Source organism: Pseudomonas spartinae (genome assembly GCF_965197125.1).
GTDB classification, from domain to species: domain Bacteria; phylum Pseudomonadota; class Gammaproteobacteria; order Pseudomonadales; family Pseudomonadaceae; genus Aquipseudomonas; species Aquipseudomonas composti_A.
This window is the reverse complement of sequence record NZ_CBDAMB010000002.1, coordinates 741,461-763,478: the sequence shown is the minus strand read 5'-3', so window position 1 is coordinate 763,478 and position 22,018 is coordinate 741,461. Positions and strand designations below refer to the sequence as shown.

The 22,018-nt window shown below is 61.4% G+C and carries 16 protein-coding genes and 1 pseudogene; 13 read left to right on the top strand and 4 right to left on the bottom strand.

Features of this window, described 5'->3' with window-relative positions; all coding sequences use genetic code 11:
- Positions 1-373: 373 nt before the first annotated feature.
- Both ACN8M7_RS07320 and ACN8M7_RS07315 read right to left on the bottom strand, forming a co-directional pair.
- Entirely contained in the window at positions 374-1,597 is a 1,224-nt protein-coding gene (locus ACN8M7_RS07320) for a CaiB/BaiF CoA transferase family protein (protein ID WP_490260285.1), read from the bottom strand.
- A 56-nt stretch (positions 1,598-1,653) separates the two neighbouring features.
- On the bottom strand, positions 1,654-2,832 hold the full coding sequence (locus ACN8M7_RS07315; protein WP_061238641.1) for an acyl-CoA dehydrogenase: 1,179 nt from the start codon (positions 2,830-2,832) through the stop codon (positions 1,654-1,656).
- Positions 2,833-3,011: 179 nt separating this feature from the next.
- On the opposite strand from ACN8M7_RS07315, the gene ACN8M7_RS07310 reads away from it, so the two are divergent.
- From ACN8M7_RS07310 to ACN8M7_RS07255, 12 genes and pseudogenes are all read left to right on the top strand, one after another.
- Positions 3,012-3,965 carry a LysR family transcriptional regulator gene (locus ACN8M7_RS07310; RefSeq protein WP_490260284.1) on the top strand — a complete coding sequence of 318 codons (954 nt, stop codon included), beginning with the start codon at positions 3,012-3,014 and terminating at the stop codon, positions 3,963-3,965.
- A 404-nt stretch (positions 3,966-4,369) separates the two neighbouring features.
- On the top strand, positions 4,370-5,491 hold the full coding sequence (locus ACN8M7_RS07305) for a Re/Si-specific NAD(P)(+) transhydrogenase subunit alpha (protein WP_490260283.1): 1,122 nt from the start codon (positions 4,370-4,372) through the stop codon (positions 5,489-5,491).
- Between the two features lie 11 nt (positions 5,492-5,502).
- Complete coding sequence (locus ACN8M7_RS07300; RefSeq protein WP_016490057.1) at positions 5,503-5,817, top strand: NAD(P) transhydrogenase subunit alpha part 2; 315 nt, start codon at positions 5,503-5,505, stop codon at positions 5,815-5,817.
- Between the two features lie 2 nt (positions 5,818-5,819).
- On the top strand, positions 5,820-7,256 hold the full coding sequence (locus ACN8M7_RS07295; RefSeq protein WP_061238644.1) for an NAD(P)(+) transhydrogenase (Re/Si-specific) subunit beta: 1,437 nt from the start codon (positions 5,820-5,822) through the stop codon (positions 7,254-7,256).
- A 293-nt stretch (positions 7,257-7,549) separates the two neighbouring features.
- Positions 7,550-8,476 (top strand): helix-turn-helix domain-containing protein, encoded by a 927-nt coding sequence (locus ACN8M7_RS07290; protein WP_490260282.1) that lies wholly within the window; start codon positions 7,550-7,552, stop codon positions 8,474-8,476.
- A gap of 480 nt (positions 8,477-8,956) precedes the next feature.
- Positions 8,957-15,655, top strand: coding sequence for an autotransporter domain-containing protein (locus tag ACN8M7_RS07285; protein WP_490260281.1), 6,699 nt, complete (start codon positions 8,957-8,959; stop codon positions 15,653-15,655).
- Positions 15,656-15,668: 13 nt separating this feature from the next.
- Positions 15,669-15,908 (top strand): annotated as a pseudogene (locus tag ACN8M7_RS07280) (NAD(P)(+) transhydrogenase (Re/Si-specific) subunit beta); the annotation flags it as partial.
- A gap of 354 nt (positions 15,909-16,262) precedes the next feature.
- Positions 16,263-16,478, top strand: coding sequence for a DUF1127 domain-containing protein (locus tag ACN8M7_RS07275; RefSeq protein WP_061238645.1), 216 nt, complete (start codon positions 16,263-16,265; stop codon positions 16,476-16,478).
- Between the two features lie 222 nt (positions 16,479-16,700).
- A complete protein-coding gene (locus tag ACN8M7_RS07270) occupies positions 16,701-16,904 on the top strand; it encodes a DUF1127 domain-containing protein (RefSeq protein ID WP_490260280.1) in 204 nt (67 codons plus the stop codon).
- 82 nt (positions 16,905-16,986) lie between these two features.
- Entirely contained in the window at positions 16,987-17,310 is a 324-nt protein-coding gene (locus ACN8M7_RS07265; protein ID WP_490260279.1) for a DUF2388 domain-containing protein, read from the top strand.
- A gap of 145 nt (positions 17,311-17,455) precedes the next feature.
- Positions 17,456-17,776, top strand: a complete 321-nt coding sequence (locus tag ACN8M7_RS07260; protein ID WP_490260278.1) for a DUF2388 domain-containing protein — start codon at positions 17,456-17,458, stop codon at positions 17,774-17,776.
- Positions 17,773-19,728: a DUF7844 domain-containing protein gene (locus tag ACN8M7_RS07255; RefSeq protein WP_490260277.1), complete on the top strand. Its 1,956-nt coding sequence runs from the start codon at positions 17,773-17,775 to the stop codon at positions 19,726-19,728. The genes ACN8M7_RS07260 and ACN8M7_RS07255 overlap by 4 nt, the downstream gene beginning before the upstream one ends.
- Positions 19,729-19,811: 83 nt before the next feature.
- Here the strand turns inward: ACN8M7_RS07255 and ACN8M7_RS07250 are convergent, their stop codons facing one another.
- Positions 19,812-20,216, bottom strand: coding sequence for a GFA family protein (locus ACN8M7_RS07250; RefSeq protein ID WP_490260276.1), 405 nt, complete (start codon positions 20,214-20,216; stop codon positions 19,812-19,814).
- Positions 20,217-20,323: 107 nt separating this feature from the next.
- On the opposite strand from ACN8M7_RS07250, the gene ACN8M7_RS07245 reads away from it, so the two are divergent.
- The gene (locus tag ACN8M7_RS07245) at positions 20,324-21,190 is read left to right on the top strand and encodes an AEC family transporter (protein ID WP_490260305.1); all 867 of its coding nucleotides are present in this window, start codon (positions 20,324-20,326) and stop codon (positions 21,188-21,190) included.
- Between the two features lie 4 nt (positions 21,191-21,194).
- On the opposite strand, the gene ACN8M7_RS07240 is transcribed toward ACN8M7_RS07245, so the two are convergent.
- The gene (locus ACN8M7_RS07240) at positions 21,195-21,935 is read right to left on the bottom strand and encodes a substrate-binding periplasmic protein (RefSeq protein WP_490260275.1); all 741 of its coding nucleotides are present in this window, start codon (positions 21,933-21,935) and stop codon (positions 21,195-21,197) included.
- Positions 21,936-22,018 lie beyond the last annotated feature (83 nt).

The window sequence follows — 22,018 nt, the reverse complement described above, 5'->3', positions numbered from 1 at the left end:
TTGATTCAGTTGTTAAAGAACAGTTGGTTAAGTCTTTCGTCTCAACCGAGGCCGCGCATTCTACAGCAGCCTTTCTTTCTGTCAAGCTGTTTTTCGAAGAATTTTTTCTTTCTACTCAACAACTTGCAGCAACCTCAGCTTCATCTCTTCCGCTTCGGTGAGGCGCGCATTCTACAGCACCTCTTTACTTCGTCAAGTTGTTTTTGAAGAAATTTTCTTTCTATCTCAACAACTTAGCGCTTCGTCGAACCTGGGTTCGTCTCAGCGAGGCGCGCATTCTACATGAGCACGACGCGCTGTAAACCCCTGATCAGCAAAAAAATCACATATATATCCAGATACCTTCCGCCCTCTATATAGAAGACGGTTTGGCCTAGATCACTCCAGCCTTTCGCAGCTCTGCAACCTGCGCCTCAGTCATGCCCAGCAGCCTCTCCAACAAGTCGTCGGTGTGCTGCCCCAACAAAGGCGGAGCTGAGCGGTACGCCACCGGCGTAGCAGAGAGACGCAGCGGGCTGGCGACCTGCGGCGTGGTGCTGCCCAGGGCATTGGGCAGATCGAGGCGCAAACCTCGTGCTTGCACCTGAGGGTCGGCGAACACTTGTGGCAGATCGTTGATCGGTCCGCAGGGCACCCCAGCCGTTTCCAGCAATTCGATCCACTGAGCGGTGGTCTTGAATACCGTAGCCTGACGCAACAACGGGATCAGCTCGACGCGATGCGCGACACGAGCCTTGTTGGTCGCGAAACGCAAGTCGTCGGCAAGATGCGCAACACCTGCGACCTCGCAGAACTTGCGGAACTGCCCATCGTTGCCAACCGCCAGGATGAAGTTGCCGTCGGCACTGGGGAAATCCTGATAGGGCACGATATTGGGATGCGCATTACCCAGGCGTTTGGGAGCTGCGCCCGTGGTCAGGTAGTTCATGGCCTGATTGGCCAGGCAGGCAACCTGCACATCCAGCAACGCCACATCTATATGCTGGCCGGTACCGGACTGCTCACGCTGATTCAGCGCAGCCAGAACACCCACGGTCGCATAGAGCCCGGTGAGAATGTCGGTCAGCGCCACGCCAACCTTCATTGGCCCGGCACCTTCCTCACCCTCCGGGCGCCCGGTCAGACTCATCAGACCGCCAAGCCCCTGGATCATGAAGTCGTAACCAGCCCGCTTGGCGTAAGGGCCGGTTTGGCCGAAGCCGGTGATGGAACAATAGATAAGGCGCGGATTGATCGCCTTGAGCGATTCATAATCGAGGCCATAAGCTGCCAGGCCGCCCACCTTGAAGTTTTCCAGCAGCACATCACACTGCGCGACCAGCTCACGGACCAGCCGCTGCCCTTCGGGCTGGGTGAAATCCAGCGTCAGCGACTGCTTGTTGCGGTTGGCGCTCTGAAAGTAAGCGGCCTCGCGCGAATCACCGCCCTCGGCATCCTTTATATAAGGAGGCCCCCAATGTCGGGTGTCGTCCCCGGAACCTGGTCGCTCCACCTTGATCACCTCGGCACCGAGGTCACCAAGGATCTGTCCGCACCAGGGGCCGGCGAGCACGCGGGAAAGATCGAGCACGCGAATATGGGAAAGGGCACCAGACATGGTGTTTCTCCACGGGGCACGTCACGCGCACCCCGGATGGTTGAACAAGGGCGTCCTTAGAAGAACGCCTGGATACCGGTCTGTGCGCGGCCGAGGATCAGCGCATGCACGTCATGAGTACCTTCATAGGTGTTGACCACCTCGAGGTTGACCAGGTGACGAGCGATACCAAACTCGTCGCTGATGCCGTTGCCGCCCAACATGTCGCGCGCCAGACGGGCGATGTCCAAGGCCTTGCCGCAACTGTTGCGCTTCATGATCGAGGTGATTTCCACGGCTGCAGTGCCTTCGTCCTTCATCCGCCCCAGACGCAAGCAACCTTGCAGGGCCAGGGTGATCTCGGTCTGCATGTCGGCCAGCTTCTTCTGAATCAGTTGATTGGCCGCCAGCGGGCGACCGAACTGGTTGCGGTCGAGCACATACTGGCGCGCCGTGTGCCAGCAGAACTCGGCAGCGCCCAACGCCCCCCAGCTGATGCCATAACGAGCGGAGTTAAGGCAGGTGAACGGGCCACGCAGGCCGCGCACATCAGGAAAGGCGTTCTCTTCGGGGCAGAACACGTTGTCCATGACGATCTCGCCGGTGATCGAAGCGCGCAAACCAACCTTGCCGTGGATGGCAGGCGCAGACAGACCCTCCCACCCCTTCTCCAGCACGAAGCCGCGAATCTCACCGGCATCGTCCTTGGCCCAGACCACGAACACATCGGCGATCGGGCTGTTGGTGATCCACATCTTGCTGCCACTCAGGCGATAGCCGCCCTCCACCTTCCTGGCGCGCGTCACCATGGCGCCGGGATCGGAACCATGGTTCGGCTCGGTCAGACCAAAGCAGCCGATGTACTCACCACTGGCCAGCTTGGGCAGGTACTTCTGCTTGGTCGCCTCGTTGCCGAACTCGTTGATCGGCACCATCACCAGCGACGACTGTACGCTCATCATCGAACGGTAGCCGGAGTCGATACGCTCCACCTCGCGCGCGATAAGGCCATAGCACACGTAATTCAGGCCGCTGCCGCCATAGGCTTCGGGAATGGTGGCGCCGAGCAGGCCAGTCTCGCCCATCTCGCGGAAGATCTTCGGATCGGTCTGCTCATGACGGAAGGCCTCCAGCACGCGAGGCGCCAGCTTGTCGTCAGCGAACTGCTGGGCGCTGTCGCGCACCATGCGCTCTTCTTCGGTCAGTTGCTGATCCAGCAGCAGCGGGTCGATCCAGTTGAAGCTTGCCTTGGCCATCGCGAGAAACCTCGAAGCAGTTAAGTAAGCGGTCGGTCCAGCCGACCCGGAATGACCTGATCCTAGGCCTGCGCGGCAAACAGGGCAAACGCAGAATTTGCACAGACCTGTGCTTTTTGCTCACTTCGAGATAGCTTTAGCAACTGCTTTCAACATTTATGAATGAGGCTTTCGCACAGATGCGCCGCAAGATCCCCAGCACCGCGGCCCTGGTCGCCTTCGAGTCCGCAGCTCGCCACCAGAGCTTCACCAAGGCGGCGGATGAGCTGAACCTGACGCAAAGCGCGGTCTGCCGGCAGATCGGTGGACTGGAAAGCTTCCTCAACGTCGAGCTGTTCCGCCGCTCGCGACGCGGCGTGATCCTGACCGAGGCCGGTGTCGCCTACAGCCGCAAGGTAGCTGCACAACTCGACGCCGTGGAACGTGACACCCTGGCGCTGATGGGCAATCAAGGCAGCAGCAGTATCGAATTGGCAGTGGTACCAACCTTCGGCACGCAGTGGCTGCTACCGCGCTTGCGAACCTTCCAGCAACTGCACCCGGAAGTGACGGTACACCTGACCAACCGCACGCGCCCCTTTCTGTTCGCCGACACCCACTTCGACGCCGCCATCTATTACGGCGATGCCGAGTGGTCAGGTACGCAGGTGCATTTCCTGATGCATGAGCATTTGCTTCCGGTGTGCAGCCCGGCGCTGCTGGACGGCGCCCCGGTCGATGCAGCGCGCATCGCCACGCTCCCTTTGCTGCAGCAGACCACCCGCCCCTATGCCTGGCGCCAATGGTTCGCGGCCCAAGGCATGAGTGTCCCGCGCGATATGACTGGCCCACGCCTGGAGCTGTTTTCCATGCTTGCTCAAGCGGCCAGGCATGAAATGGGCGTCGCGCTGATCCCACCCTTCCTGATTCAACGCGAGCTGCAGGAAGGAAGCCTGGTCATCGCGATCGATCTCGCCGTACCCAACAACGACCGCGCCTACTACCTGATGGTGCCTGAGCGTAAGGCCGAATCCTCGGCACTCAAGGCCTTTCGCGACTGGCTCCTGCAGCAAGCTGCCGCCTATCGCCCGGATGCCAGCACCGCCCAAACGCACACAGATGAAGACATGGAAGACCACAATCAGAACGAGTAGCACCTATACAGTCACACTACAACGCCATCGCCGAATCAATCCGCGCCACACCAGTACTTTCGGGGCATTCAACTATTTCGAACGCTGCCGTTCGCTACTTCCCACACCGCAGCCGATGCGACCAACGGTCATTCGCCTGATGAATGATAAATACCGCGCAAAGGCCTGTGAATTCTGCCTTCGCTCCAGAAATGGCGCGGCCTGCGCGCAGTATAAAAATCCCTCATAGACCCATTACTTGTAGTAATGCATTTTTTTTACTCCATAACTTCTTGTAAGGGTCTGCGTTCGATTGCACAATCGCCGCGCCCGCCACCTTACGGCGAGTGTTGTGCTGATCCCCAATCGCCGGCGCGCCAGCGCAGTGCACCGGTTCACAAAAAAGATCACGCAGGAGATTAGAAGTGCACATTGGTGTTCCTCTCGAAACCCATGCTGGGGAGACGCGGGTTGCCGCGACGCCCGAGACCGTCAAGAAACTGGTTGGCCAGGGCCACCAGGTGACCGTCCAGACCGGTGCCGGCATCAGTGCCAGCATCCCGGACAGCGCCTATGAAGCCGCTGGCGCCGCTATTAGCAACGAATCGAGCGCTTTCGCTGCCGATCTGGTGCTGAAGGTGGTCGCGCCAACTGACGCCGAACTGGCGCAGATGAAGGCCGGCGCCGTACTGGTGGGCATGCTCAACCCCTTCTGCAACGACACCATTGCGCGCATGAACGCCCGTGGCATTACTGCCTTCGCTCTGGAGGCCGCGCCACGCACCTCCCGCGCGCAGAGCCTGGACGTGCTGAGTTCGCAGGCCAACATCGCCGGCTACAAGGCCGTGATGCTTGCCGCCAACCACTACCCGCGCTTCATGCCGATGCTGATGACCGCTGCCGGCACCGTTAAGGCCGCTCGCGTGCTGATTCTCGGTGCGGGCGTCGCCGGCCTGCAGGCCATTGCCACGGCCAAGCGCCTGGGTGCAGTGATCGAAGCCTCCGACGTGCGCCCTGCGGTGAAGGAGCAGATCGAATCGCTCGGCGCCAAGTTCGTCGACGTGCCGTTCGAGACCGATGAGGAACGCGAGTGCGCCCAAGGCGTCGGCGGTTATGCCCGACCGATGCCCGCCTCGTGGATGGAGCGTCAGGCCAAGGCGGTGCACGAGCGCGCCAAACAGGCCGATATCGTCATCACCACCGCACTGATCCCGGGCCGCAAGGCGCCGACGCTGCTGCATGAAGCGACCGTACTGGAAATGAAACCGGGTTCGGTGGTCATCGACCTGGCTGCGGCCCAGGGCGGCAACTGCCCGCTGACCGAAGCCGGCCAAGTGGTGGTCAAGCACGGTATTACCTTCGTCGGCCACACCAACCTGGCCGCACTGGTACCGGCAGACGCCTCCGCCCTGTACGCACGCAACCTGCTGGACTTCCTCAAGCTCGTGATCGACAAGGAAGGCCAGTTCCAGCTCAACCTCGAAGACGACATCGTCGCGGCCTGCCTGATGTGCAAAGCCGGCGAAGTCGTGCGCAAGAACGGCTAAGGAGCAAGGACATGGATCTGATTTCCGACGGCATCTACAACCTGATCATCTTCGTGCTGGCCATCTATGTTGGCTACCACGTGGTGTGGAACGTCACCCCGGCCCTGCACACCCCGCTGATGGCCGTGACCAACGCCATTTCCGCCATCGTGATCGTCGGCGCCATGCTCGCTGCCGCGCTCACGGTTACCCCGCTAGGCAAGGCCATGGGCACCCTGGCCGTGGCCCTGGCCGCAGTGAACGTGTTCGGTGGCTTTTTGGTCACCCGACGCATGCTGGAAATGTTCAAGAAGAAGGCGCCGAAAGCGCAGGCGGAGAAACACTGACCATGAGCATGAACCTGATCACTGTTCTCTACCTCGTCGCCTCGGTGTGCTTCATCCAGGCGCTCAAGGGCCTGTCGCACCCGACCACCTCGCGTCGCGGCAACCTGTTCGGCATGATCGGCATGGCCATCGCCGTCCTGACCACCGTCGGCCTGATCCACAAGCTGGGCGCCGAACTGGCCGTGCAAGGCATCGGCTTCGTCATCGGCGGCCTGCTGGTCGGCGGTAGCGTCGGCACCATCATGGCCAAGCGCGTCGAAATGACCAAGATGCCGGAACTGGTCGCCTTCATGCACAGCATGATCGGCCTGGCCGCTGTCTTCATCGCCATTGCCGCTGTGGTCGAGCCGCAGTCGCTGGGCATCGTCGCCGCCCTGGGTGATGCGATTCCGTCCGGCAACCGTCTGGAGCTGTTCCTCGGTGCGGCCATCGGCGCCATCACCTTCTCCGGTTCGGTGATCGCCTTCGGCAAGCTGTCGGGCAAGTACAAGTTCCGCCTGTTCCAGGGTGCCCCGGTGGTCTTCAAGGGCCAGCACATGGTCAACCTGGTGATCGGCCTGGCGATTCTGGCCCTGGGCCTGTACTTCACCTTCACCGGTGATATCCGCGCCTTCGCCATCCTGGTGGCACTGGCCTTCGTCATCGGCGTGCTGATCATCATCCCCATCGGCGGTGCCGACATGCCGGTAGTGGTGTCGATGCTCAACTCCTACTCGGGCTGGGCAGCGGCGGGTATCGGCTTCTCGCTGAACAACTCGATGCTGATCGTCGCCGGCTCGCTGGTGGGTTCTTCGGGCGCCATCCTCTCCTACATCATGTGTAAGGCGATGAACCGCTCGTTCTTCAACGTCATCCTCGGCGGCTTCGGTGCCGATGCGGATGCTGGCGCCTCTGCCGGCAGCCAGGAGCAGCGCAGCGTCAAATCCGGTTCTTCCGACGATGCGGCCTTCCTGCTGACCAACGCCGACACCGTGGTCATCGTGCCCGGATACGGTCTGGCGGTAGCCCGTGCCCAGCACGCACTGATGGAGCTGGCCGAGAAGCTGACCCACCGTGGCGTGACCGTGAAGTACGCGATCCACCCCGTCGCCGGCCGCATGCCGGGCCACATGAACGTGCTGCTGGCCGAGGCCGAGGTGCCGTACGAGCAGGTGTTCGAGATGGAAGACATCAACTCCGAGTTCGGCCAGACCGACGTGGTGCTGGTGCTCGGTGCCAACGACGTGGTCAACCCGGCCGCGAAGAACGATCCGAAGTCGCCGATCGCCGGCATGCCGATCCTCGAGGCCTACAAGGCCAAGACCGTGATCGTCAACAAGCGCTCGATGGCCAGCGGCTACGCCGGCCTGGACAACGAACTGTTCTATATGGACAAGACCATGATGGTCTTCGGCGATGCCAAGAAGGTCATCGAGGATATGGTCAAGGCAGTCGACTGACGGCCGACCTGGCCCGAAACGACTCTGGCCTGCAAACCAATGCCGCTCACTCAACAAGTGAGCGGCATTTTTTATGCTCGCGAGCCGGAGCCGGGCTCACCGGTATACGCAGGCGACACAAGATGAATGCCCATTGAGTTCAACTGGCCTATATTGGCGTTGCATCGCACACAGGAAATACGCAAAGACACCATTTGCTCAGGCGATCTACGGTGACTAAAAAGGCGGAAATGATGGTAGACCAGCGGACTGGGACCTCATCCATAGTTGCCGGACAAGAGCTGCGCTCAGCGGTGATCGAAGACGCCAGTGTTCAGGCCGCTATGCAGCCCTGGATCGAGATGGAGTGTTACCAGCTAAGCCCGGGTAAACAGTTGGCGCGGATGGAAACACTGAATCTGGGTAGCCAGCAAATCGTCCGCGAATCCCAGGCAACCTCCGTGCAAAAGCTGGGGATTACCCCGGCGAATCTCTGCACACTCTCGTACTGCACGCCCACGCCCAACTTTCGCTTCTCCGAGATTGGCGCCAGCGAGACCGACACCCTTTTCTTTATGCCTGAGCATACAGAATTCGACATTTACGTCCCCGCAGGTGCGCAAACGGCTTATGTCAGCTTCGACCAGGAAGAATTCCTGCAGGGCGCACGCACGCTCAATCCCGAACAGTGGGAGCGAACGCCCGAGCAGTTGCAACAACTGCAAACGGCTCAGCAGGCCACACTAAAAAACACAATCAACCACTGGTTCAGTGCAACCCGCGAACTCGGCACATGCATGCCCATTGTGGATGACCGCATGATGCGCCGGTTGCTGTTGGAGAACATTCTGCAGGTCGCCACAACTTCGAGCCAGAATCAATCACAGCCACCGCCGATTGAACGCGCCCGGGCTTTTTACATTTGCCGCATGGCCTGCACCTTTGTCGAAGACAGCCTTGCCATCGATGCCGTACCGACCGTCACCGATATCTGCAGAACCATCGGCGTATCGGAGCGCGCCCTGCAATATGCCTTTCGCTCCTATGTCGATATGTCGCCAGTCGCTTATCTGCGCCTGTGCCGCCTCAACCGCGTACGCACGACGCTGCGCACCTCCGCCCCACAAGCCACGACAGTGACAGCCGTGGCCATGCGCTTTGGTTTTTTGCACCTTGGGCGCTTTGCCCAGGATTACAGGCGGGTGTTCGGCGAGCCCCCCTCAGCAACTCTCGCGTCCTGACCCTGCCCGCTCCACCCGCTATGGAAAACGACCTTCCCAACAGGTTTGCGGAAATCGGATAGCCGCGTCGCCATGCCCCGGTAATAGTGAGGAAAAACTTTAACCAAGGGGCGGCAACGATGTGAATGCGGTAGTTGCGCATGGATTCGGGAAAGTCACTGCCGGTTACCGCTCAGGAGCTAAGCCCTCCCAGCAGCTTATGCAGGCAGTTGAAGTGCCACGGCGTGCGCACACTGACAGCTGCGTCCACGGCCAGCGTTCTGCGACGTGTCAGCGCGCTTCCAAGCCTGCCTGCGGCCTAGTCCGCACAAGCATTAATCATCCGCTATTCAGGCTTCCAAGCGGTATCACTACCCCTCACGCCTTCACCCCGTTGCCATTTGACCGACCAACGATCACCTCACCGGACGCAAGCCGCGATCGGGAGAGGCGATTGCTCGTGAAAACCACTCACCGCATTTATATAAACAACGGAAGAATATGAACCGACATCATCGAGTTGTCTGGAGCGCCGTACGCGGTCTATGGGTGGTGGTAAGCGAGCTGGCCAAGAACAAAGTGAAGGGGCGAACAGCCGTTTGCCAATCGGCCAGTGACACCTCCCTACCCTTCCTGTTCAGCCGCACACGGCTCAACGCTCAAGTCTGTGCCGCGGTGATGGCTCCAGCCATCGCGAGTATGGCCCTGCCAGCAATGGCAGCGGCCTGTATTCCAGATGCCAAACAGATCTGCGGTGCCGACGGCACTGGCGGTACACCCGGCATTCCCGTTGAACCGGGTTATCCCAGTACGTCCGGCACTGCTGGCGGCAGCGGAGGTGTGGGGACGGTTTATCTCGCTGGTCAGGATGAGACAAACGCCTACAGCGTTACCGGGGGCACAGCCGGTAGTGGCGGCGCCGGCGGCTATGGTATGCCGGGAGTTACGGGAGTGATTGGTGTCCGAGAGTGGGGCGGCCAGGGCGGTAACGGTGGCGCTGGTGGCACCGGTGGCGCGGGCATACAGGGCACGAGTTACACCCTCACCAATGGCAGTGATGGCAACATCCTTGGGGGTGCCGGCAACAGCGGCGGCAACTCAGGCCAAGGGGGTACCGGCACGGTCTATCGCATCAGCGGCAACGGCGCTATAGGTGGCCGCAGTGGCAACGGTGGTGCCGGGGGTAACGGTGGTGCAGGCGTTGAGGGGACGAGTTTTATTCTGACCAATATGGGCAATATTGCCGGCGGTGAAGCCAGTGCTGGCGGTAACGCCAGCGCCGCGGGCCACGGTGGTAGCGGTCTTGACAATACTGATGGCGAGCCCGGCGATTATGGTGGTGACGGTGGTCATGGGGGTGGCGGCGGTCATGGCGGTAGCGGTGGTGCGGGCGTTAGTGGTACCGGCTCGCTGACCAATGGCGGAAGCATCACTGGCGGCAACGGCGATCGCGGCGGCAATGGCGGCGTGGGTGGTAATGGCGGCAATGGCGGCAATGGCGACACCGGTGACTGGGGCTTGGGCGACAGCGGCTATGACGGCGGCAACAGCGGCAACGGTGGCAATGGCGGCAACGGCGGCAGCGGCGGCAGCGGCGGCAGCGGCGGTGCGGGCGTCAGTGGTCTCAGCTTGCTCAGCAATAGCGGCAGTATCACGGGCGGCAACGGTGACCACGGCGGTAATGGTGGTGCGGGTGGCCATGGTGGCGCAGGTGGCGACGGCGGTAGAGGCGGCAACAGTTTCGGGTTGGGCTATCCCGGTGGCGTCGCTGGCGACGGTCGCGGGGGTGGCCGCGCTGGCAACGGTGGTGCGGGCGGCCAAGGCGGTGCAGGTGTTACAGGGACGAATTTCACGCTCAATAATAGTGGCGACATCCGCGGCGGCAATGCGGGTAACGGCGGTAATGGCAGTATGGGCGGGTTCGGCGGCCAGGGTGGTTCAGGCGGCCGGGGTGCTACCAACGCGCCCGAACCTGGCTCGGCACCAGATGGCAGCGATGGTCTCGCAGGCGATGGTGGCAATGGCGGTCAGGGTGGCAACGGCAGTAATGGCGGGGCGGGGGTCATGGGATCGGAGATCACACTCATTAACAGCGGCAGCATCACCGGAGGCAATGGCGGCTCCGGTGGCTTGGGTGGCACGGGTGGTCTCGGCGGTTTCAGTGGTCTCAACGGTGTCGGTGCCTTAGGTGCGGCAGGCTCTGTTGGCAGCAACGGCTTGGGCGGTGCAGGCATTCTAAGTACGGGCAATAGCCTTATCACCAGTCGTGGCAGCATCAGCGGCGGCCTGTCCGGAGACGGTGTCACGCGCGCCAACGCCGTGGACTTTTCCGGGGGCGGCAACATCCTGACACTCAATACCGGCTATAGTTTTACCGGCGACGTGGTGAGCCATAGTGGTTCCACTAATGGCGGTGATGCCTTGTATTTAGGCGGGAGCCAGGATGCCAGCTTCGACACCAGCCTGATCGACAAGCAGTATCTTGGCTTCAGCGAACTCAGGAAAACTGACAACAGCACATGGACGCTGACAGGTAGCGGCCCCGCACAGCAATGGCAACTGCAGAATGGCACCTTGCAGGTGGGTGACGGGAACCAGCTGGTCAACCTCACTGGCAGTGCCGAGGCTATCCTGGTCTCCAGGTTCGGCACCCTCAATGTAATGGCTGCAGCCACCTTACGTGGCGCTAACGGTAACAACGGTAGCGCGGGTTCGCCCGACAACCCCAGCGGCGGCAATGGTGTAAACGGCTGGCTTGCTGTCGACGCTCAGGACTGGAGCCACCTCGGCGCGGCCTTTGGGCCGTGGCTGATTGGTAGTGGCTCCACGATCAACAACAGTGGCCTGATGCGCGGGGGCGCCGGCGGCAACGGCGGCGCTGGAGATAGCGCCGTCGGCGGCAATGGCGGCAACGGGGGGGAAGCCGTCCTTGCACGCGGCACGACCCTCACTAACCAAGGCACGATGGGCGGGGGCGCCGGCGGTAACGCTGGCAACGGCGGCAACGGCGGTCATGGCGCGGAGGCTGTTAGCGGCTCGTTTTTTGCCCTCAGCAACAGCGGGACGATCACTGGCGGCAGCGGTGGCGCAGGCGGCATAGGCCTTGGCGCTGGTCGCAGCGGCGGTGATGGCGGGGTAGGCGTTAGCGGCACTTTTATCTCCCTCAACAACAATGGCGCGATCAGTGGCGGCAACGGAGGTGTTGGCGGTGTTGGCACTGGCCCCTTCCCCAATCCGGGCACCGCTGGCCAGGGTGGGGTTGGTGTCCACGTCGAGGGGGCCAGTACCATCACCACCAGTGGCAACATCAGCGGCGGTCTCTCCGCCGATGGCAGCACACGAGCCAACGCCCTGACGCTCTCCGATGGCAACAACAGGCTGACACTGGAGCACGGTTATAGCATCACCGGCAATGTCGTGAGCAGCAGTGGCACGAGCAGCGGCACCGGGGATACCTTGGCGCTGGGCGGCGCCAGCAACAGCAGCTTCGACGTCAGCCAGATCGGTGGCACGGCGCAATATCAGGGTTTCGAATTCTTCGAGAAAACCGGCACCAGCACCTGGAGCCTGACCGGCAGTGCCAATGTCGCCACCCCTTGGACCATCGCCGCCGGGACCCTGCAAGGTGATACCGCAAGTCTGCAAGGCGACATCGTCAACAACGCCACACTGGCCTTCGATCAGGCCACGAACGGCACGTTTAACGGGGCGGTTTCCGGTAGCGGCACGCTGCAAAAGCTCGGCAGCGGCACCCTGACTCTCGACGGTATCAACACTTACAGCGGTGGCACAGAGATCAACGGCGGCACCCTCAAGGTCAACAACTCGTCTGGCAGTGCGACCGGCAGTGGCAGTGTGTTGGTCTCAAGCGGCGCCAGCTTGGGCGGTAGTGGCAGTATCGCCGGCAGTGTCACGGTCGCCGACGGTGGTCGCTTGGCGGCCGGTAACTCGCCAGGGAATTTAACCCTGGGAGAGTTACACCTGAATAACGCCTCGGTTCTCGACTACGAACTGGATTCGCCCACTGGCACAGCGGGTGTGGACAGTGACCTGATCACTGTGATCGGCGACCTGACCCTGGACGGCATTCTCAATATCACCGACCTGGGCGGCTTTGACTTTGCGGTTAGCCCGGGGGATGCCGGTAGTTACACCCTGTTCAACTACGGCGGGAACTTAGTCAACAACACCCTGGTATTAGGCGCAGGGTTACTGAGTGGTTACAACTACAACGTTGATACCGCCACAGCCGGTGCTGTCACGTTAACCGCGGATTTTAATGGGCTGCAATTCTGGGACGGCAATAACAGCACTGCAAACGCAACAGTTGAGGGCGGCACTGGCATCTGGACGGTTGGCGGCAGCAACTGGACGAACCAGTCTGGTAATGCAAACAGTACTTGGGATGAACTTACTGCTGTGTTCGGCGGCACAGCCGGAACAGTCGAAGTTGACGGCGCACATACAGTCAAAGGCTTACAGTTCGTTACCGACAACTACATGCTGCAAGACACTAATAACAATGGCAGTTTAGTGCTGGCTGATGGTGGCGCTGATGTGCGGACTGATGGCGGTATTAATGCAATAATTAATGTGGCGCTTAGTGGTAACGGCAGCTTGTCTAAAACAGGTGCTGGCACTGTTACCTTGCAAGGTAATAACACCTATACCGGTGACACTGTTGTTTACGACGGCACATTACAGTTAGGTGGCAATAATCGGATTGCAGACACCAGTGATCTGGTTATCAATGGCGGAACTTTCGACTTAAATAATTTTAACGAGACGGTTGCGAACCTCTCGGGCAGCGGCGGCACTATCAATATCGGCGCAGGCGGCTCAGGTACTCTGACCGTTAATCAAACGGTGGACCAGACCTATGCCGGTAATTTTTCGGGAGCTAGCGATATGCTACAAGACGCGCTTATCAAGAATGGCGCGGCAACCTTGGTATTGACCGGTACCAATTCACAGACGGGTGTAGGCAATATCCAAATTAACGCCGGTCGCCTGGCAGTCGAGGGCGGCAATGCCATTGGGGATTCACAAATGGTGATGGGGGTTGGCGAATTTGAGCTGCTCAGTGATGAGACGATAGGCTTCCTTAACATGAGTGGTGGCCAAGTATTACTCAATGACAATACGTTAACCCTAGGTAGTGTTTCAGGTATCGCTGGCGGCAATGATGCCGTTATTTCCGGCACAGGCAATATCATTATTGATGGCAATGAGATCCAACTTTTTTATGCTGCGAGTACCTACACTGGCAGCACTACCATCAACAGTGGAGAATTACGGACCCGAAACTTATCTGCTTTGGGCAGCAACGGTGCTGTGGTGGTTAATTCCGGTGGGGCGCTTTTGCTCTTTGAGAATCTGAACATAGGCTCATTGGCTGGCGATGGAGCGGTTACTCTTACGAGTGTTTTCGGTTCTCATCGTTTGACATCAGGTGCAGATAACACCTCTACCACCTTCAGTGGTGTGCTCTCCGGCGTGGGCGGCAGCCTGACTAAAACCGGCATGGGCACCCTGACCCTGGCGGGCATCAATACCTACACCGGCAACACCACCATCAACAATGGCCGGCTTGTGGTAAACAGCTCCATTGCCAACTCCAACACCACGATCAATACCGGCGGCAGCCTGGGCGGTAGCGGCACTCTGGGCAGCATCACACTCAACGGCGGAGCTCTGGCTCCCGGCAACTCCATCGGCACGATGAATGTTGCGGGCAATCTGGACTTTTCGGGGGGCGGGGTCTACGAAGTGGAGGTCGATGCGGCCGGCAACACGGACCTGATCAACGCCACCGGCAGTGCTGTGCTCACCAACGGTTCGGTGCTGGTGTTGCCCGAAGCCGGGGATTACGCACTGAGCACGGATTACACCATTCTCACGGCCGCCGGTGGCCTGGGTGGCACCACCTTTGACAGTGTCAGTTCCAACCTGGCCTTCCTGACCCCGACGCTGTCTTACGATGCCAACAACGTGTTGCTCAACCTGAGCCGCAATTCGTCTGACTACGCGTCGGTCGCTGAGACTACCAACCAAGCGGCTGTTGGCACTGCACTCGATACAGTGTTCGGCTCCGATAGTGCAGGGGCTGATGAGCTGTTCAAGAACCTCAATATTTTGAGCGCCGCAGGTGCCAACCAAGCCTATGACTCGCTCAGTGGCGTGCAGCACACCTACAGCAATCAGATTGCTCTGCAGTCGCTGAATCAGTTCAGGGGCCTGCTGTTTGATCGCCTGCAAGGCAATAACCAGTTCCTCGCGAGCAATGGCCAGCTGATGCTGGCCTATAACGACAGTGGCACGGTGATCGATGTTGGTTCGCAACTACTCGGCAGTAGACCTGCAGCGGATCGCGGTTGGTGGCTGAGTGGTACAGTCAGTTATGGCGAAATCGACGGTACACGCAATGCCAGCGGCGCTCATTACAACGCCAGCGGTACGGCCACCGGCATCGATTTCAATCTGGATGATTCACTGACCCTGGGCGCCGCTTTCGGCTACAGCCGCACCGACACCGCCGTCGCAGACGGCAGCATCGGAGTCGATAGCTACCAGGCGGCGCTCTACGGCCGCTGGCTGCTGACGGATAACTACTATGCCAGTGGCATCGCAGGCTTCGGTTACCACGATATTGATGCCAATCGCCGCGTCACTGTCGGCCCCTCCAGCAACAAGGCCGAAGCCGACTACGACGCCTGGACCGGCAACATCGCCCTCGAAGCCGGGCGTAAATTTGCCCTCAGCACCCACACAGCCATTACGCCGCTGGCCGGGCTCGAATACGCCCATATCAGCCGCTCCAGCTTTACCGAAAAGGGCGCCGACGCCGCCAATCTGGATGTTCGAAGCGACCATCAGGACTCGCTGCGTTCGGCGTTCGGCGCGCGTCTTGAACACAGCTGGACTACCGCTAGTGGCGGCCGCATTCAGCCCACTGTCGAGCTCGCCTGGGTTCATGAATTCATGGATAACGAGGCCGCGCTGCGCGCCGGTTTTGCCCCAGCACCTACAGCTAGCTTCAGTGTCAGCGGGCCTGAGCTGGATCGTGACCGCGCTCGAGTTGGTCTTGGTCTAACTGTGCAGGTCACAGAGACCGCCTCGCTGAACCTGGGCTATCAGGGTGAGTTCGCTGCTTCCGACCAGCGCCACGACCTCTCAGCCACCTTCAAGATGGCGTGGTGATGTTATTCCTCGAGTGCTGGTGCTTCGCGCCAACGACCTGGTCAACCCCGCCACGAAGAACGATCCGAAGTCGCCGATCGCCGGCATGCCGATCCTTGAGGCCTACAAGGCCAAGACCGTGATCGTCAACAAGCGCTCGATGGCCAGCGGCTACGCCGGCCTGGACAACGAACTGTTCTATATGGACAAGACCATGATGGTCTTCGGCGATGCCAAGAAGGTCATCGAGGATATGGTCAAGGCAGTCGACTAACCCTGACCAGTTCGACAGGAAACCCGGTCATGTGCCGGGTTTTTTGTTACTGCCATCGGCAAAAAACTGATATTCAGGTCAACAAGCATGGCAAATCAATTTGTAACTGTACTGCTTGAAAGACCAGTATTTTTGGGTTGCACCCAGTTAAAAATCTCGCATAAGTCGGTTGCACCCAGGATTATCACTTATCACAAGTACAGTTAATCGATTTTCAGGTAGCACAGTTACAAAGCAACCTATCTAATAGCACAACAATTTCTTTCAGCTGTGACTACTGAGCCACTGCTGCCCTCGGGATAATTTGCCCATCGACAGCAAACACACCCCGCCACAAGCGGAAGGATGACCACCATGGAACGTACCCTCAGTTCCGCCCTGCTCCAAACCCACAGCGTTGCCAGTGACAAGTCCGCCTGGCCGCTCCGCGTTATCGCTACCCTTACTCTGTGGCAGCGCCGCATCGTCAGCCGTCGTCAACTGGCTCGACTGGATGCCCGCCTGCTGGCCGACGCCGGTATCAGCGAGAACCAGCGTTTCGTCGAACTGCAGAAGCCGTTCTGGCGCTGATAGCCGCTTTGCTCCATCCCAGAATTGGGATCTTCTGAGAGCTCCACCGCCTCTGCTGCGGTGGGGCTTTCGTTTTATCTGCAACAGTCGTCGCCCTGACGAGCAGTACAGTTGCCATAAAATCTCCACTGCCCCCACACAATTGCCCCTGGTTGTATCTGCTCGTTCACGAACGCTTGCGAGACCATGAGCTGCCACCTTGTCTCTAGACAGGAGAACGCCATGGACCGCACTCACGAACCGCTCACGCAATCTGCCCGCCGCACATCTCTGCACTGGCTCGGCCTCTACTCGATGCTGCGTCACTGGCAGCGCAACCACCGTACCCGTCGGCAACTGGCACTGCTCAATGAGCAGCAACTGGCTGACGCCGGCATCAGCACCACCGAGCGTGAACAGGAACTGGCCAAGCCATTCTGGCGCTGAGCCAGCAATGGAGCGGGGAACGCTGTTGGGCTAAGCTGCGGATGCGGGCAGAACAGCGCCCCGCTCTACCGGAGTTACCCACATGCACCTGAACAAATCCCTGATTGCAGCTCTCCTTTCGCTGGGGCTGGCCGGTACTGCCTGCGCCAGCAGCCTGGTCGCGACCACCGATACCCTGGGCGGAGCCTTGGCCGGCACCGCCCAGGCCACTTCTGACGCGACCAGTTCGCTGCGCGACATGAAACAGCTGCGCGCCGCCCGCGACGATGCTGCCAGCTTCGTTGCCAGCGATGGAGCGATCCGTAGCGCACGGCTAGAAGCGGCCCTGCTGCAGATTCGCAACCATGACCCCGAGCTGGCCAAAGCCGATGACCTCGCACTGGCCCAGGCCATCCTCAGCCTGTGAAAACTCTGCACACGTCTATCGATAAGCTCGCTGCTGACCGGCGCAGCCTGGCCCCGTAAACTTCGCCTACCTGCCTGGTCGCGGGGAACCGCGCCGGCCTGTGCACGTCAAATCGTCCGTTCTGCAGTCCTCGGAGCTTCTTATCATGCGTCGTTCATTCGTCATCGCCGTCGCCGCCTGCGCCCTGTTCAGCGGTATCGCCCAGGCGCAAACCGTGGTCGCCACCAGCAACATCGTGGTGCGCGCCCTGGATCGCAGTATCAATTTCACCTCCGACACCACCACTTCGCTGCGCGATATGAAAGCCGTGGTGCAAGCCCGTGACGATGCCGCCAGCTTCGTCGCCAGTGCCGGCGAGATTCGCGGCGCGCAACTGGAGGCTGCGCTGCAGACCATCCGCCAGCAGCTGCCGCAAGCGCAGACTGCCAGCGACCTGCAACTGGCAGAAGCCATTCTCGCGCTGTGATCCACCTCGCCGCCTGGTGCTGCTTCGCGCTGCTGGCGATAGCTGCAGGCGGCGTCCAGGCGCAGCTGCGCCTGGACCTGGAAACCGCCGGCCTCGATGCCGCCGAACGCCAGGCGAGCCAGACCCTGCTCAATGAGGCTATGGCGGCATTGCCTCCGCGCTTCGTCCAACGACTGGATCGCCACGTAAAAGTCAGTTGGCGTGCCGGGCTGCCCTCGGAGGTCTACGGCCAGGTCGGGCGTTTCAGTGGTATCGAGCTCAATGCCGAACTCCTGCCGAAACTGGTCGATGGCTCGGCGGCAAAGAATCGCACCGCTCGCCCACATGGCAGCGAACGCCAGGAACTGCTGGCCACTCTGGTGCACGAGCTGACCCACCTGTACGACCGCGCACGCCTGTGGCCTGCGGCCCAGCGTCGACACATCTCTCTCTGCCAGCAACGCGCCGGTTCGACGGACCTGGTCGGGCTGCCAGATGATTGCCGCGGCCAGACCGAACGCCGCTTCACCCTCAGCGACGATCCCCGTCTGCTCGATCTGGCCGGCTGGCAGCAACGTGTCGGCCAGCGTGGCGCACGCGATCTGGACAATGGCCAGGTCGCGCGCAGCCCGGACAGCTACGAGCTGACCAATGCGCTGGAATTCGTCGCGGTCAATCTCGAGTACTTCCTGCTCGATCCCAGCTACGCCTGCCGACGCCCTTCACTGGCCCGCTATTTCCGCGAGCACTTCGACTGGACGCCGCCGAGCGAGCCTTGCGCAAACGACTACCCCTACCTCAACGCCGGGCGCGACTTCGCCCAGCAGCCATTGGGACGGCTGAACCCCGAGCGTGTGTATGAGGTCGACTACCTGCTCGCCGAAGCCAACGATGCCTGGATGAGCCGCTGGGGCCACAGCATGCTGCGCCTGGTAGTCTGCGCGCCGGGCCGGCCGCGTGGCCCGGACTGCCGCCTGGACCTCGATCACCACCTGGTGTTGTCCTACCGCGCCTTCGTCGGCGACCTGCAACTCTCGAGCTGGGATGGCCTGACTGGCGTCTATCCCTCACGCCTGTTCGTCCTGCCGCTGGAGCAGGTGATCGACGAATACACCAAGGTCGAGCTGCGCAGCCTGGCATCGGTACCGCTGCGCCTGTCGCGCGACGAGGTCGAGCAACTGGTGGTACGCGCTGCCGAACAGCACTGGAGCTATGACGGCGACTACTACTTCGTTTCCAACAACTGTGCAGTGGAAACCCTCAAGCTGCTGCGCAGCGGCACTGGCAACCCACGCCTGCAGGCGCTCGACAGCATCCTGCCCAATGGCCTGCTGGAGCTGATGGATGCCCGCGGCCTGGCCGACACTCAGGTGCTCGAAGATCCGCGTGAAGCACTGCGCCTGGGTTATCGCTTCGACTCCTTCCGCGAACGTTACCAGGCGATGTTCCGCGTCCTGCGCGAGCGTCTGCCGATAACTCAGGACAGCGTCGAAACCTGGCTGGAGCAGTCTGCCGCAACCCGGCGCGCCTGGTTCGCCCAGGCCGATCTGCGCGCCAGTGCCGCGCTGTTGCTGCTGGAGCAGGCCGCGCTGCGCCGGCAACTGCTACTGGCCCAGGACGAACTCAAGCGGCGCTACCTCACCGGCCGCGCCGCCGGCGATCCGAGCCTGAACAAGGCCGGCGCCGCGCTGGAGCAGATCCTCGCCAACAGCGGCTTCCTCAGTCGCCCGGCAGAATTGCTCAACGGCGGCTACGGCCTGCCGCAAGGCAGCGAATGGCAAGGCCTGGAAAACCGCAGTCGCGAGCGCCAGCAGCAGCTGCGTCAGCTCAGCGACGAGCTCGATGGCGAGGTGCGCAACCTGCTGCAACCCGAGCGCCTGGCCGAGCTGGAAGCCAACGAGGCCAACCTGGTCGCACTGGGCGAACACCTGCGTGCCCTGCACAAGGCCAGTGGTGGACTGGAGTTGCCCTAGATTCGAGAGCGGGGTCGCCCGGACGCAATCCGGCAAATCGTGCCAGCCAGCCCCGGATTGCATCCGGGCTACGGGGCAAGGTCCTACGCAATGATCTCCTCGTTTTCTTCCGGCAGCTGCGGATCGACCGTCAGCCAGGGCAAGCGGCTCTCCACCCAGATATGCCGATTCGCCGGTGCCTGTTCAGGCTTATCCAGCGTGGCCACGGTCACGTCCAGGGTCTCCGGGCTGAGCGAAGTAAACAGCGCCAGGTGAGCACCGCAGTCGCCACAGAAATAGCGCGTGCAACTGCTCGATGAGGCGAAAGCCTTCGGTGTGCCGCGCAACCACTGAAACGCCTGGCGCGGCACCGTGACCCAGGTGGTGAGGATGCCGCCGCTGCTGCGCCGACAGATCGAGCAATGGCAGTGCGCACTATCCGTCAGCGGCGCCTCGATGCGGTAACGCAGCGCACCACACTGGCAACCGCCCTGATGTTCGATCTTCATTCTGCCTCCGTCTTGCATTGCCCCGCGCCGCTGACCAAGATAGGCGCTCACCACCATCGGGGGTTCCCGTGATAGACCTGTTGCTGGCCCTGTGGCCGCTGTTCGCCATGATAGTCGCCGGCTACTGGCTGCGCCTGCGTGAGTTCCCGAGCGAGGCCTTCTGGCCGGGTGCCGAGCGCCTCAACTACTTCATCCTGTTCCCTGCGCTGCTGTTCTCCAGCCTGGCCCGCGCACCGCTGAACAACCCGGCCCTGCCGCGCCTGGCCCTGGCCGTGCTGCTGGCGCTGGGCATCGCCTGGGTCGTCCTGCTGCTGGTACGCCGCGTGCGGGGCTGGCCGGCCGGACGCTTCGGTGCCTTCAGCCAGGGCATCCTGCGTTTCAACACCTACCTGGGCCTGGCCGCAGTGGGCAGCCTGTTCGGCCAGCAGGGCCTGACGCTGGCCGCGCTGATGCTGGCCCTGATGGTGCCGACGGTGAACGTGCTGTCGGTCTGGTCGCTGACTGCCGAGCGCGGCGTCAGCGCGCGTAGCCTGCTGCTGCCGATCATCAAGAACCCGCTGATTCTTGCCTGTGTCGGCGGCGCCCTGTTCAACCTCACAGGCATCGGCCTGCCGGGTGGCACGGATCGCCTGCTCAGCCTGCTCGCCGCCGCCAGCCTACCGCTAGGCCTGCTCTGCGTCGGCGCGGCACTGAAGCCCGAGCAACTGGGTGGGGAGATTCCCGCGCTGGGCTGGAACAGCGTACTGCGGCTGCTGGCGATGCCGCTGCTGGCCTGGGGCGTGGCCTGGGCATTGGCGCTTCCGGCGATGGAAAGCGCGGTGCTGGTGCTGTTCTTCGCCCTGCCCACCGCCCCCACGGCCTATGTACTGACCCGCCAGCTCGGCGGCGACAGTCAGCTGATGGCCGGCATCATCACCCTGCAGACGCTGCTGGCAGCGGGCAGCCTGGTGGCGATCATGGCGTTGCTGGTCTGAGCCGTTATTGCGCGTAGCGCTCGATCAGACGCTGATACTCCCCACTCGCCTTGAGCGCTTCGAGCCCGCGGTCGAAGCGCTCGATCAACTCGGCAGCATGTGGATGTTGCCGCGAGACGATCAGGTGCAGCGTATTGCTCTGCAATGGCGCCTGCGACCGATGAAAGCGCTGCATGTCGGCGCCGGCACTGCGCAGGGCGCTGTCCCCCAGGTTGCGGTCGGCGACGAACAGGTCGTCTCGTTTGAGCAGCAACAACCGCGCACACTCCTGCAGCCCCAGCGGAGAATGGCGACGCAACACGCCCTGGTCGAGCAATTGCTGGATCGCTGCAGGTGGCTGCCAGCCCAGTGGGTAGCAGAGCCGGCGGCCGCTCATGGCCGGCAGATCATCGAGTTCGACGTGATCACCGGCCCGGCTGAAGATGTACTGCTCGGCCATATAGATGGGCGCAGAGTAGAGAAACTCCGCCTCACGCTCGGCGGACCGGACGTAGGGAAAGGTGGCATCGTAGTCACCGCGTTTGGCCTTCAGATAACCGCGATTCCAGGGCAGCCAATCGAGCGTGATCGCCGTGCCTTGCTCGGCCAGCGCCGCACGCACCACCTGGGTGAGCATGCCCTGCCCGGGCAGGGCCTTGCCGGTAAAGGGCGCATAGTCGTCGCCAGTAGCCAGATGCAGCACCTGTGCGCGCGCCGATGCGCACAACAGCAGACTCAGCAGAGCCGCCCCCCAAAATCCCACCATCGATCTCCAGTACCTGGCCTGCATCCGCCTTCGCGCTCCTGATCATTGACTCTCGCCTTCGTGAACAAGGCTGTCCAGCGCAA